Origin of the sequence: Halobacillus sp. BAB-2008 (assembly GCF_000328325.1) — a bacterium.
Taxonomy (GTDB): domain Bacteria; phylum Bacillota; class Bacilli; order Bacillales; family Halobacillaceae; genus Halobacillus.
Genome location: NZ_ANPF01000013.1, coordinates 69,058 through 82,331, shown reverse-complemented (window position 1 = coordinate 82,331; position 13,274 = coordinate 69,058). Strand labels below are relative to the sequence as shown.

10 protein-coding genes are annotated in these 13,274 nt (G+C 47.5%); 9 read left to right on the top strand and 1 reads right to left on the bottom strand.

Annotation, left to right across the window (positions count from 1 at the left end; translation table 11 throughout):
- The first annotated feature begins 224 nt into the window (after nucleotides 1-224).
- The 3 genes from D479_RS20995 to D479_RS04085 all read left to right on the top strand — a co-directional run bounded on the left by D479_RS20995 (nucleotide 225) and on the right by D479_RS04085 (nucleotide 5,073).
- Complete coding sequence (locus D479_RS20995; protein ID WP_008633986.1) at nucleotides 225-2,801, top strand: glycoside hydrolase family 68 protein; 2,577 nt, start codon at nucleotides 225-227, stop codon at nucleotides 2,799-2,801.
- An 87-nt stretch (nucleotides 2,802-2,888) separates the two neighbouring features.
- Nucleotides 2,889-4,490, top strand: coding sequence for a glycoside hydrolase family 32 protein (locus tag D479_RS04090; RefSeq protein WP_008633984.1), 1,602 nt, complete (start codon nucleotides 2,889-2,891; stop codon nucleotides 4,488-4,490).
- 118 nt (nucleotides 4,491-4,608) lie between these two features.
- On the top strand, nucleotides 4,609-5,073 hold the full coding sequence (locus D479_RS04085; RefSeq protein ID WP_008633981.1) for a divergent PAP2 family protein: 465 nt from the start codon (nucleotides 4,609-4,611) through the stop codon (nucleotides 5,071-5,073).
- 26 nt (nucleotides 5,074-5,099) lie between these two features.
- Here D479_RS04085 and D479_RS04080 read toward each other — a convergent pair whose 3' ends face one another.
- The gene (locus D479_RS04080) at nucleotides 5,100-5,477 is read right to left on the bottom strand and encodes a MaoC domain-containing protein dehydratase (RefSeq protein ID WP_008633978.1); all 378 of its coding nucleotides are present in this window, start codon (nucleotides 5,475-5,477) and stop codon (nucleotides 5,100-5,102) included.
- 150 nt (nucleotides 5,478-5,627) lie between these two features.
- On the opposite strand from D479_RS04080, the gene D479_RS04075 reads away from it, so the two are divergent.
- The 6 genes from D479_RS04075 (at nucleotide 5,628) to D479_RS04050 (ending at nucleotide 13,253) form a co-directional block, all read left to right on the top strand.
- On the top strand, nucleotides 5,628-8,714 hold the full coding sequence (locus D479_RS04075) for a GNAT family N-acetyltransferase (RefSeq protein ID WP_008633976.1): 3,087 nt from the start codon (nucleotides 5,628-5,630) through the stop codon (nucleotides 8,712-8,714).
- Nucleotides 8,701-9,552, top strand: a complete 852-nt coding sequence (locus D479_RS04070) for an amidohydrolase family protein (protein WP_008633974.1) — start codon at nucleotides 8,701-8,703, stop codon at nucleotides 9,550-9,552. The genes D479_RS04075 and D479_RS04070 overlap by 14 nt, the downstream gene beginning before the upstream one ends.
- Nucleotides 9,553-9,685: 133 nt before the next feature.
- Nucleotides 9,686-10,501, top strand: coding sequence for a GGDEF domain-containing protein (locus D479_RS04065; protein WP_008633973.1), 816 nt, complete (start codon nucleotides 9,686-9,688; stop codon nucleotides 10,499-10,501).
- Nucleotides 10,502-10,630: 129 nt separating this feature from the next.
- Nucleotides 10,631-11,539 carry a branched-chain amino acid transaminase gene (locus D479_RS04060; RefSeq protein WP_008633971.1) on the top strand — a complete coding sequence of 303 codons (909 nt, stop codon included), beginning with the start codon at nucleotides 10,631-10,633 and terminating at the stop codon, nucleotides 11,537-11,539.
- Between the two features lie 83 nt (nucleotides 11,540-11,622).
- Nucleotides 11,623-12,570 carry a nucleoside hydrolase gene (locus tag D479_RS04055; protein ID WP_008633968.1) on the top strand — a complete coding sequence of 316 codons (948 nt, stop codon included), beginning with the start codon at nucleotides 11,623-11,625 and terminating at the stop codon, nucleotides 12,568-12,570.
- A gap of 98 nt (nucleotides 12,571-12,668) precedes the next feature.
- On the top strand, nucleotides 12,669-13,253 hold the full coding sequence (locus tag D479_RS04050) for a TetR/AcrR family transcriptional regulator (protein ID WP_008633966.1): 585 nt from the start codon (nucleotides 12,669-12,671) through the stop codon (nucleotides 13,251-13,253).
- Nucleotides 13,254-13,274: the final 21 nt, after the last annotated feature.

The following is a 13,274-nucleotide window of genomic DNA, read 5'->3' as shown; positions in this document are numbered from 1 at the left end:
GAACGATTCCCTATAAATTTTTTACAATTATAGATCGCAGGTAATTTTTTCACTTTGTCATAAAACCGTTTGCAATTGAAAAGTAAAGGGTTTCATCCTTGGTTTGTCAACGGACATAATCCATACGGACTGTCTTGATTATGGGTTTGCGCAACTATATTACAATCCGTAATATGAGGACGTAAAAAAACTTTTTCGAGAATTGTTGAGGAGGGGATGTTCGAATGCATTCACAAGGAATGACATATTCGAAAGTCGGTGTGATCTTGACCATGCTTCTCGGTCTGTTCGTGGGGTTACAGACAGAGGTCTCTGCCAAAGAGCAGGATGATACAGCAAACTGGACAAGAGAAATGGCGCAAAACTATAAGAATACGCCTGAAAATACACCGGAAAATATTGATAACTTCAAGGACGTAGCACCAGATTATTGGATTTGGGATACATGGCCGTTGAGGAACCGCGATGGTTCACTGGCTGAAATCGACGGCTACAAAATCATTTTTGCTTTGACGGCTTCGAAAGATTATACATGGAACGGACGTCACGATGTTGCGAAGATCCGTTACTTCTACTCTAAAGACGGCAAGGATTGGAAACTTGGCGGCCTTGCTTATGATCCTGACAAAGCATACGGCTCCCGCCAATGGGCTGGATCTGCAATGATGGAGAAAGACGGAAAGGTCAACTTGTTCTACACAGCAACTGGAAGAAAGTCTGATGAGGAAACTACATATGAGCAGAGGTTGGCTCGTACGACGTTGACTTTCGACACAGATGAGAACGGGGTGGAAGCGAACCCTTCCGGAAAGCATGAAATTCTGCTGGAAGCAGATGGAAAGTATTATGAAACACAGGAACAGAAGACAGGAGATATCATCTACTCTTTCCGTGATCCATGGTTCTTCAAAGATCCGAAATCCGGCAAAGAATATCTGTTGTTCGAAGGAAATTCCGGAGGTACGGAAAAAGCATGTGAAGCTGGAGATATCGGAAGTACATCCTTCCAGAAGAATCATGATGTTCCGGAAGGTGCGGAAGATTATAATGGGAACGTGGGAATCGCCGTTGCTGATGACGGAGATTTAAGTGATTTTGAACTGCTGCCTCCACTGTTGGAAGCAGATTGTGTAAACCAACAGTTGGAAAGACCACACTTAGTTTATAAAGACGGCAATTATTATTTGTTTACCATCAGTCACAAATTCACCTTCGCTCCTGGACTGGAAGGGCCGGACGGACTTTACGGTTTTGTTAATGACTCCCTGCGTGGGGATTACAAACCGCTTAATGACAACGGTTTGGTTGTAGCGAATCCGGAAGATGACCCATTCCAAGCATACTCCTGGGCCGTTCTTCCGAATGAGAACGTCATTTCATTCGTGAATGAATACAAGGATGAGAACGGAGAAGATCAAGTAGGAGGATCCTTTGCTCCTACATTGCAATTGGATCTGGATGGTGACGAAACAAAGATCGTTGGCGAATTGGAAGACGGGCAGATCCAGTACCCGGATAACAAAGAGGAAGACGAGAACGAAGAGAAAGAGCAGACACCGGAATGGTCTGCTGAAGACGCAGATAAATTCAAGCGTACCAAGGATAACACGGTCGACGAAATCGATTTGAAAGAAATAAAGAAAATCGCTCCGGACCTTCATATTTGGGACACATGGCCGCTGAGAGAACGTGACGGATCCATTGCGAAAATAGATGGAAAGGAAATTATTTTCTCACTGACTGCACCGGCGGATGTCCTTCCTGGCAAGCGCCATGACATTGCTGAAATCCGTTACTTCTATCGTGAAGATGGAGGAGACTGGGAGCTTGGCGGTAAAGTCTTTGAAGACGGTGAAGCACTGGGTTCCCGTCAATGGGCCGGCTCTGCTATGGTAGATGACGGAGAGCTTCACATGTTCTATACAGCGACAGGACGCAAAGGCGAAGAGAAATTGTCGTATGAGCAAAGACTGGCGACGGCTTCCGCAGATATCAAGTCCAGATATGGAAAGATTTCTTTCGATAACTGGTCCGACCATGAAGTCATTCTCGAGCCGGATGGCGAAACGTACCAGACGATGGAACAGTCCGAAGAGGGAGACATCGCTTATACTTTCCGTGATCCATGGTTCTTCCAGGATCCTAAGACAGAGGAAGAGTATATTCTCTTTGAAGCGAACTCCGGTGGAACTCCTGCAGAGCGCGCTGAGAAAGACGGAAAAGAGCAGTCCGAATCGACTCTTTATAACGGAAGCATCGGAATTGCTAAAGCACAAAACGACGAATTAACGGAATTCAAGGCACAGGATCCACTTCTGGAGGCAGAAGAGGTCAACCAGGAGCTGGAACGTCCGCACATCGTTGTTAAAGGTGGAAAATATTACTTGTTCACAAGCACTCATACGAATAAGTTCGCTCCGGGAATCAGCGGAGAAGATGGCCTGTACGGCTTTTATGCCAAAGACCTGCAAGGGGATTACGAACCGCTTAATGAAAGTGGACTCGTGTTGACCAACCCGGCAGATGAACCTTACCAGACATACTCCTGGACCGTAATGCCGGACGGGAAAGTCATCAGCTTCGCAAACTTCGCGGACTTGGACGGCTTGACCATCGATGAAATCGGCAGCCAGTCCGAAGCTTACCAGTTCGATCACTTCGGCGGGACTTTGGCACCGACCGTAGAGCTGCAGTTGAGTGGTAAGAAGACGAAAATCAAAGACATCCTTGATCCTGGAGTCATCTCGGATGAAAAAGGAAATGGGAAGCACAAAGGAAAAGGTCCAAAGCATAACGGATAACAGTCTGAAAGCATAAATAGAGCCTCTTCACTAAGGTGGAGAGGCTTTATTTAAAGTTACGTCTGACAATAAGGCAGGAGGTTTAACATGTCGAAACAAATGCGATTCACCTTACTTGGAGGAATCGTCCTTCTATTGATAGCCCTTCTCATCTATCTCATCGCCAACATCTCCTCTGAGGGGAACAAGGATCTATCGGAAAATCAGGAAAATCTAGAAAATCCAGTTGGAAATCAGGAGATACCTGCTGAATATGATCAATCATTCCGCCCTCAATTCCATTATACTCCGGCAGAGAACTGGATGAATGACCCGAATGGAATGGTTTATTATGAAGGGGAATACCACCTTTTCTATCAGTACAATCCGGAAGGGGACCAGTTCGGTAATATGAGCTGGGGCCATGCGACAAGTAAAGACCTTGTCCATTGGAAAGAAGAAGAAGTGGCGATGACGCCTGATGAGAATGGAATGATTTTCTCGGGCAGTATTATCGCTGATGAAAACAATAAGAGTGGACTTTTCCCGGATGGAGAAGGCGGTTTAATCGCTTTTTACACCAGTGCAGGAGACGTGCAGGATCAACGTATCGCCTACAGTACGGATAAAGGCAGAACATGGACGAAGTACGAGGGGAATCCAGTCGTCCCGAACCCTGATATAGAGGATTTCCGTGATCCGAAGGTCGTTTGGCACGAAGAATCAGAGCAGTATATCATGCTGCTTGCCGCCGGCAAGAAAGTGATGTTCTATGGATCTAAAAACCTGGTGGACTGGGAGTACCTGAGCGAGTTCGGGAATGTCGGCGCCCAGGACGGTGTCTGGGAAACCCCGGAACTGTTCGAGCTGCCCGTCGACGGTAACGAAGAGGACACCCGCTGGGTCCTTCAGGTGGATATGAATCCCGGCAGCATCGCCGGTGGATCAGGAGGGCAGTACTTCCTCGGTGACTTTAACGGGAAAGAGTTCATTCGTCAGGAGAAGACGTACGACATTAACTGGGTTGACTTCGGCAAGGACTTTTACGCTGCCCAAGCCTTTAACGGCATGGACGACCGCACCGTTTGGATGGCCTGGATGAGCAACTGGGAGTATGCGGCAGATATTCCGACCGACCCGTGGCGCGGAGCGATGTCCATTCCTCGAGAAGTGACGCTTACGAAAGATAAGAATGATGAGGTGCAGCTTGTCCAACAGCCGGCTCCGGAATTGGAGCAGCTGCGCGGGGATCTTTTATACGAAACGACGGATGAGACATTGGGTGGAGCGAAACCTCTGTCTGATATAGAATCCCAGACGTATGAAATCGTAGCGGAATTTGAAGTCGGGTCTGCTGGAGAGTTTGGATTCCGGGTCCGCAACTCGGATGATTTGAAAGAAGGCACTATCGTCGGTTACGATGCGAAAAATGATCTTGTATTCACAGACCGTGCGGATTCAGGGAAAACAGACTTTCATGAGAACTTCCCCGGGGTGTACCGTGCTCCTTCTTCTGCAGAGGATGGAACAGTGAAGCTTCATTTGTTTGTCGATCGTTCCTCTGTGGAACTATTCGCAAATGGCGGACGGCAGGTTATGACGAACCGGATCTTCCCGTTCATGGAAAGCAACGGATTGGAAATGTACAGTAAAGATGGAGAGGTCACCATTAAATCCATGCAGATTTATGAAATGAATACGACTCACTGAAACAAAAGAGCCTGCTCCCCGGAGCAGGCTCTTCTAATGAAAAAGTGGGAGTCTGCTGCATAAAACTTTGTGCTTCGGGTAATGAAAAGAAGAGTGGTATTTGTGAAGGAGGACGATCATGCAGAAAATGAACAGGGGAATCGTTACAGCCCTTTCAGCTATTGGAATTGCTCAAGGGTTGAAGATATTGACACATAAGCGCCTGACAGGGAAGTGGGATTGGAAACAGGTCGCTACGACAGGGGGGATGCCGAGTTCCCACTCTGCCGGAGTGGCGGCACTTGCTTCTTATATCGCATCCAACCGCGGTTCGAGACATACGGAGACGGCGCTCGCGACAATCTTCGGTGTCATCGTCATGTATGATGCTCAAGGGATCAGGCGTCATACCGGAGAGATTGCCCAGCTTGTCAATGACCTAGAGGATAACGTCGCCCAGCTTTCCGGGGATTTCCCAAGTCTTGAATTCGTCGAACGGGATAAAGAATTGAAGGAACTCCTCGGTCATCAGCCGGTCGAGGTGCTTGGAGGAGCTGTCCTCGGCATTCTGCTTGGTGTCGCTTCCGCTAAAATTGAGGGATAACAGCACGTATATCGTGCTGTTATTTTTTATGCCTGATTCAGTATGACTCCATTACTGGAACCCACGAGTACTTCTTTTCCTTTTTGATTACGATAAACGGACGACATCGCCACTCTTGTCTTTTGGTCAAGCACTTCGACATCTGTCACCATGACTTCGCACGTAATGAGATCTCCTGTGAAAACGGGCCGCAGAAATTCGCTGTCCATATTCCTCGCTATGTAGTTCAGGTCGCCGCCGATTTCTGTTCCGATGCTGGCAGTCAGTAAACCGTGGACCATCAGCTGTCCTTGTTCGTTCTCTTCCAGATGATGCCTTCCCTGGTCTTTAGATAATTCACCAAAAGCCAGCACTTCCTCCTTCGTAAAGCTTCTTTCTTTCCTGAATGTGTCTCCAATCTTCATAAGACCGCCTCCTTTTCTCTATAGTCTACCATACAATGAATCACCATTCAGTTTAAAAAGTGTATTTGACGGAATATTCTTTACTTTATTATTAGATACTTCTACACTGATAGGTAGAAAAGTAAATTTTCCCAAATGGAGGATGCTGTTATGCAGACGCTAAATCAGGTGAAAGTCATGGAGTATGAAGATCGTTATGCCGCAGGGATTGCGAAGATGTGGAATGAGAGTAGAGACGAATGGGGAGGAGATTCGGCTGTAACGACGGAAGAAGATGTGATGGAGAAAGAGGGGAAATCTTCGAACCTCAACCTTTTTCTTGCCGTGATTGAGGAAGAAGTCGTCGGTTACTGCGGACTATCCGAGTACAGAGAAGACAAAGGAGCGCTCTATATCCCACTCTTGAATGTCCATCCCGATTATCATGGGAAGAAGATCGGTAAGATGCTGCTGAAGAAAGCTATCGACCAAACCGTTGCCTACGGCTGGCCTCGACTGGACTTATTTACATGGCCCGGAAATACGAAAGCTGTCCCGTTGTACAAGAAGTGCGGTTTCTTTTGGGAGGACAGGGATGATACGACTCACTTGATGAACTTCCTCCCGTCCATCCTCCAGTTGGAGATGCTGAAGCCCTTTTTCGAGAAGAACGATTGGTACGAAACGAGCAGTCGTCTCATTGAGGTAAGACCTGATGGCATCGAAGAGGGAAAACATACGTGCTATGAATATAAGTGGGAAGCAGACGGCTCGTATGTACGGGTCCAATTTGAGCGGACGGGGCGAAAAATCAGACTGGTGGAAACAGAGCGTTTACTGGTGGAAATGACTGCCTCTGATTTTCGAGTTCTGGAGGGAGGAGACAGTTCGATTACATACCGGATTCGGAATTATGATCCGGAGCCTCTCACCGTTCATTTGCGTGGAGCCGGGGATACCTCTGTCCGGCAAGGATGGCAGAAGGATGTACAGGTGAGTGATGAGTGGAAAGAAACGGTCCCACTCGACGTCGAGGCGGCCGGTGTTGCTCCCAACCCGTGGCAGGCGCACCCTGTCGCCGGAATGGATATAGAATTAAATGGGTGTATGACACCGCTTCGGATGGGGTTCTTTCCGGTGAAAGCAGGCCGGGTGCGTGTCCGGACGCTTAAGGCCCATTGGCTGCCGGGGGAAGAAGAGACCGTTTATCTCGATTTAGAGAGTGAATGGAAAGAGCCTTCCCACTGGACAATCCACCTTCCGAACCAGCCGTTGATCGACTGGGAGGAGAAGGTAATCCGCACGTTTGTGGAAGCGAACGGCCGCTGTTCTGTTCCTGTACCTGTCCGACTTGTAAGAAATGGCTGTCTTGAAGGAAACATCCATGTGACGATGGAAGCTCCTGATGGGGAAAGTCTAAAGTTCACTTCCTTTCTCCACGCTTCTTTTCCCGGAAAAGGGGCAAAATTCGGCGGGGAATCGGATACACATATGTATGCCTACAACGGCCCTTTTTTCCTTAAAGTGGAAAAGAGGAATCATATTGTAGAAATCGGAAAGACAGGCGCTGTTAATGAGCCGGTCGTCCTGATGACGCCAAAGCTGGGACTCCCTTACACAGAAGAATTCTCGAAAAAAATGATTCATGATGTCGAGTTCATTGAGCTTCCGGAATGCATCGTCCTGAAAACAACGATGATATCCGACAGTATGACAGGGCTGCGGATGAATGTGTACATGCATTTACATGGGGATGGATTGGTGAAAGTCTATCACGAATTAATTAATGAAGGACTGGAAGCCAAGGAGGCTGTCTCTCTACTCCAGCCTGTGTATCCAAAGTTCGAAGGGTTGGTGATGCCGGTAGCTGATGGTGCCCTAACCGCTGATGATTCTCTCGTGCCTTTCGTCGATGACCTTCCGATAAAAGATCTTTCTGAGAACTGGTTGTTCACTTCTCCTCGGACAGGAGAAACGACAGGCTATGCCTGGTCCGATGATTGGAAGGGAAGAAAGGATGATTGGAAATTCAGTTTGGAGTCTTATACGGACGTGCTGCATCCCGGTGAGGCGTGCCGGATCGGACCCCTTCAAATAGGCATTCAGACAGATCGGGATTGGCTTGAATGGCGCCGGTATTCGGAAGGAAGCACTGGAAAGATCCTGCCGATTGTCCCTTTATTTGATATGAAGGCAGACTCGACAGCAATGGTAGGAGGAGACGTCGTTTATACATTGCAGTCCCGGATGAACTCTTATTTGGATGGAACGTTCCGAGTGGAGCGACGGCAGGAGATAGCAAGCAGACCCATAGACAAAGCGGATCAGAGGCACGAGGCTGACCTCTCCTTTCAAACACGTCAGGCGGGCATTTATGAGGTGAAAGGATTCTATCAGGCGTCAGGCAGGGAGACGGAATTTCATAAAGTGGAACTGGTCAAGGGAGCGAAGCAAGTCGAAGTGTCGGAAAAGGACGGCGTGTGGACTGTACAGAATGGTGTCCTGGCTTATAAGGCATCTTCTGCTTATTTCCCAGGCATTTTCTCCTTGGTTGTGGATGGACGGGAGTTCCTTCACCACCAATATCCTCAAGCCGAGCCGAAGTCCTGGTGGAATCCATGGGGAGGGGGACTGCGCTACAGCCTGCGCGGTGTCAATCCTTTCTCAATATTAAAGGAAGAGACAAGGGTCACGCAGGTGAAGAGGACAGACCAGGAGGGATCCATTTGGGAAGGGATCTGTTTAAGCACTACGTTCCAGGTGCATAAGGAGCGAAAGGGCACCACCCTTCATCAATATATGCTGACACTGCCGGAAGTCCCGGTGGTAGCCGCCTACGCCGATATAGAACAAGACTCTGGTCGGACATTTACGGAAGATGAGCTGACAATGGAATCCTTTTGGAAACCATCGGACAACCTGGACTCCTGTTATGCTGTCATAGATACGAATGGTCCGCCGCAGACCTTTTATGCAGGCGTCGAGGAATTCGATCTCTCTGTATCCGATATTGCACGGATCGGTTCGAAAGATACTGGAAATTCGATGACGATGGTTATACCGGAAGATGCGTCAGGGGCGGATATTTATATGAATAAAGAGGTGCTTCTATTAGCAGCGAAAAGGAGCTGGAGGGCGGCGGATAAGGGCAGGGTGACCACCGATCCTTCTGTGCTTATGTTTGGGGAGATAGCAGCGAAAGATCGTTCCTCGTTTCCGAAAATAGCGTTCAGGGACAATGCCGATGCAGATTATTGATGCGCATATCCACTTTTCAGCGATCCGGAGCTTTGAACAAACGGCAAAAGAGCTTTCCCATGTCGATTATTCCGGTCTCGGCCTACAGAAAGAGATGGCAGAAGCCGATGCTCTCTATGCGATAGGTATGGGGGTGACGGAATCAGAATCCGGTGGGTTTCCCGATCACAGGACAAAGACGCCGATGTCATTGGATTTGGAACCAGTGCTTCCTCCGAATGTTTTGGAGTGTCCAGGGATAAATCCTTATCATCTCGATGCGTCCGCTCTTGACCAGTTGGAACAACGTTTGAAAGAACCACGCGTGGTTGGCATAAAAATCTATTTGGGCTATTACCCTTTCTATGCATACGACGCTGTCTATCAACCTGTGTATGACCTGGCCGCGGCTTATGATGTTCCGGTAGTTTTTCATACAGGAGATACGTATTCAGAGAGAGGATTATTAAAATACTCACACCCGCTGACTCTTGATGAAACGGCCGTGCAGAGAAGAGATGTCCAGTTCATGATGGCTCACCTTGGTGATCCGTGGGTACTGACCGGGGCAGAACTGGTTTATAAGAATCCGAATTTGTATGCGGATTTGTCGGGCTGGGTGGTAGGCACGAAAGCGGTACTTGCAGGGAAACAGGTAGATAATTATTTCGACCACGTCCGTCACGCCCTTACGTACTGTGGTCATTATGAGAAACTGTTGTTCGGATCGGATTGGCCGCTCGCTCCGATGAAGCCGTACGCAGAATTCATCGGTTCCTTTCTTCCTTCTGCTCATGTAGAAAACGTCTTTTATAATAATGCCATGCGTTTATTTCCTAAATTAAACGGGCAGTTTTGATTCCGTTGAAAATATAGGAAGCACCTCCATATGCTTGGAGGTGCTTTTTATTGTTTTCTTCTGTAACCGGCATGGGTATATAATATTATTCGGAAGATGCCGATATAGGAATAAAGACATGGTGGTGAAAAGGATGAAGTGGAACTATTTATGGATCATGTTTGCTTTTTACTTAGTGCTCGGCTGTATCATCGGAGGGCTGTTTGTGCAGTTTATGCCCAAAGTCATTCCGATTCCACAGGATTTGCAATGGTTCTTCACATTCTCATCCATCACAGCAGGCCTTCTGCTCGGTTTAATCAATTTCTTTGTATTCTACTTCTTCATTCACTGGTTTTTGAATTACCATAAACGACTTTTCCGATCTATCAAGGAAGGGGATCTGTCCGTACGGTCCCATATGCGTTCCTCCGGGTCACTGGCGTTATTCACAAACGGGGTGAATGATACGTTGGATACGCTTCAAACGACGCAGCGTTTCGTCACGACCGACGATTTAACAGGGCTTCTGAATCGTTCAGCGCTCCAAAGAGATGTATTGGAGCTTAAGAAAGGAGAACGGATGCACCTGTTCTTTCTTGATTTGGATGACTTCAAACAAATCAACGATCGTCATGGTCATTTGGCGGGGGATGCTGCCCTTAAACATTTTGTAGCTGTTCTTCACGAAACTATGGATGAAGCAGGTACACTTTACCGGTACGGCGGAGATGAATTCATTCTCATTTATGAAGGGAATGCCGATACGAATGACGTTCGCAGCAAGGTCCACCTTGCTTTGGAAGAACCGCTCCTTTTTCATGAACAAGAACTGCGTATAAACGTCAGTATAGGATTGTGCAGCTTCACTGCAGGCGAGCAGGATCTCTTGTCCGTTATTAATGAAGCAGACAATTTGATGTATGAAGTAAAGCAAGGAAAAAGTGTACAAAAGATCCTGACTTTATAACAGGCGGCGGGGGGCTGGTTCTGAAAAAGGACCGGAAAGGATAGATATAAGAAGAGTATGTCTCGAAACTAATCCGTCAACTTCAATTCTCAGGCTTTTGCTGAGCTGATAGTAAAGGTGTGGAGATAGATGCTATTTATGTTTGATCAAGGTCGTTTTGTAGAGGAGACACTTCCCACGGTGAATGTCAGGAATAAAGGACTGAATTATGGTTTAGGATGCATTGACGGTATCCGGGCTTTTTGGAATGAGGAGCATCGGCAGTTGTATGTTTTTCGGTTGGCAGATCATATCGATCGTTTTTACAAATCCGGGAAACTGCTCTTCCTTCCCATTCCATATGCCGTACCAGAAATGATCGCGATTGTCAGGAAGCTGCTTGTCCTTAATCACGTAAAACAGGATGTTTATATTCGTCCGCTCTGTTTCCACGGGGCGGATATGTTACGTCCAGATATAGCTGGTGTCAACAACCGAGTGGCTGTGTTCACAAGCTATTTGGAATATGAGCCGAAGCCGGTTTTAAGAGCTTGTGTTTCTTCCTGGAACAGGATTGGAAGTAATATGATCCCCCCTCAGGCGAAGCCGACGGCCGGATACTTGAATTCAGCCCTTGCTGTCAGTCAAGCGTTGGCAGATGGATATGATGAGGCGATTTTTTTGACGAAAGACGGAAACGTGAGTGAAGGGGCGACAGAGAATATATTTGTGGTCCAAGGGGACTGTGTATGGACGCCTCCTGTTGCGGATGACATCTTACCGGGAATTACACGTGCTACGGTTATGGAGATTTTATGGAAGGAGATGGGGATCAAGGTAAAAGAGCAGAGTTTGGCGAGAGCCGAGCTGTACCGGGCTGATGAAGTTTTCTTTACAGGTACAGCCATCGGTATTAAGCCGGTGGTTGAAGTGGATCGACGAAGGGTGGGGACAGGGGAACCCGGTTCCATCACATTGGCCGTCCAGCGTATGTATGAAGCGGTGGTTCGCAATGACATGCCCGGATACGATCATTATTGTACACCGATTTATCTATAAGAACCCCGGCTTTTTGGAAAAAGTCAGGGGGATTTGGTGTACAATAAAGGTTGTACATAGAAGAAAACCTTGGGGGACTGTTCATGAGAAAAGTAATTATTGATACAGACACAGCCGGAGACGACACGATTGCTATTCTTACGGCTCTTCACAATTTTCAAGTGGAAGGGGTCACCATTACAGGAGGAAATGTAGACTTCGATCAGGAAGTGGAAAATGCGTTGTATACGATCGAGGTGTCCGGAGGCGGACGCTATGTTCCTGTTTATAAGGGATGCGAGAGGCCGCTTTTAATGAACGGGGAGGCTGGTCACCGCACCGTAGAGGATGTACATGGCGAAGATGGAATGGGCGGGGCGCACTTTCCGAAAGCGGAGCAGCGGCCGGAGGAAGGACATGCCGTCGATTTCATTATTGAGCAGGTGAAGCGTTCCCCCGGCGAGATTGAACTGCTTGCGATTGCGCCGTTAACGAATATTGCGTTGGCGATCAAGAAGGATCCGAGCATTATTAAAGCGATCCCGCACTTGTACATAATGGGAGGAACAAATAATTCTCTTGGGAATATTACAGCAGCAGCAGAATATAATTTTTGGGTGGACCCTGAAGCTGCGCGCATTGTTCTTCACTCAGGCATACCCATTACAATGGTCGGCTGGGATATGTGCTTGGAGTATTCTATCATGGATGATTCCGATCATGAGGAGATAGCGGCGCTTGGTACGAAGGGGGCGGACTTCTTCGTGCAGATAAACGAAGTCGTCAAGAAATTCAATAAAGAAGTGCACCGATTAACAGGAACGACTCATCCGGATACGTTGCTTATGGCGGTTGCAGCCGACGAAGAATTGATGACGAAGTCGCATAAATATTTTGTGGATATAGAAACAAAAGGAGAGCTCACGAGGGGATACAGCCTTGTCGATATTAACAATCGTTCCGGAAAGGCACCGAACGTGCGTGTCTGTGAGCAGGTAGACAGGAAAAGGTTTAAAAAGCAGCTGTTGGATGTGTTGAGAGCCATCGATTAAAATGACCGTTTGTTACGGTCTTTTTTTATTGACTTTGCCTTCAAATACGATTAAATTTATATAGACCGTTCGTCATAATTATTGAGGGAGGAGTAAGAATGAGCAAGCATGCAGATACGAAAGAAATCATTCTGAATACATCATCCAACCTTTTCCATATACAAGGATATAACGGTACAGGTTTGAGTCAGATCATAAAAGAAAGTGGGGCTCCAAGAGGTTCTTTGTACTACCATTTCCCTGGTGGGAAGGAAGAAATCGCATTGGAAGCCATTGCCCGGATGCGGACTGCGGTCGCGGAAGACTTGGAGAAGAGCCTCAGGCCTGGAATGGATGTCGGCGAAGCTTTGAAGCAGCACATACTGGACATCGCCGACATGTTCGAAAGAGGGGAACCTGGAGAGGGCGTTCCCATCGGCCTGATTGCCTCAGAGACTTCTATTTGCAATGAGAACCTAAGGCTCGCATGCAAGCAGACCTATCAACATTGGAATCGTTTCTATGTGCAGGCTTTGGAAGCGTCGGGTTACAGTAAAGAGCGTGCGGAAGACTTGGGAATAAGCATCCACGCAATGATTGAGGGTGCGTTTATTTTGGCGAAGACGATGGTTAACGGAGAACCGCTCCGAGCAATCGCCAGACAAATGCCGTATTTGTTGAGTAAAGAAAAAGAGGAGAGATAAGCAATGCAGATGGATGCAGCA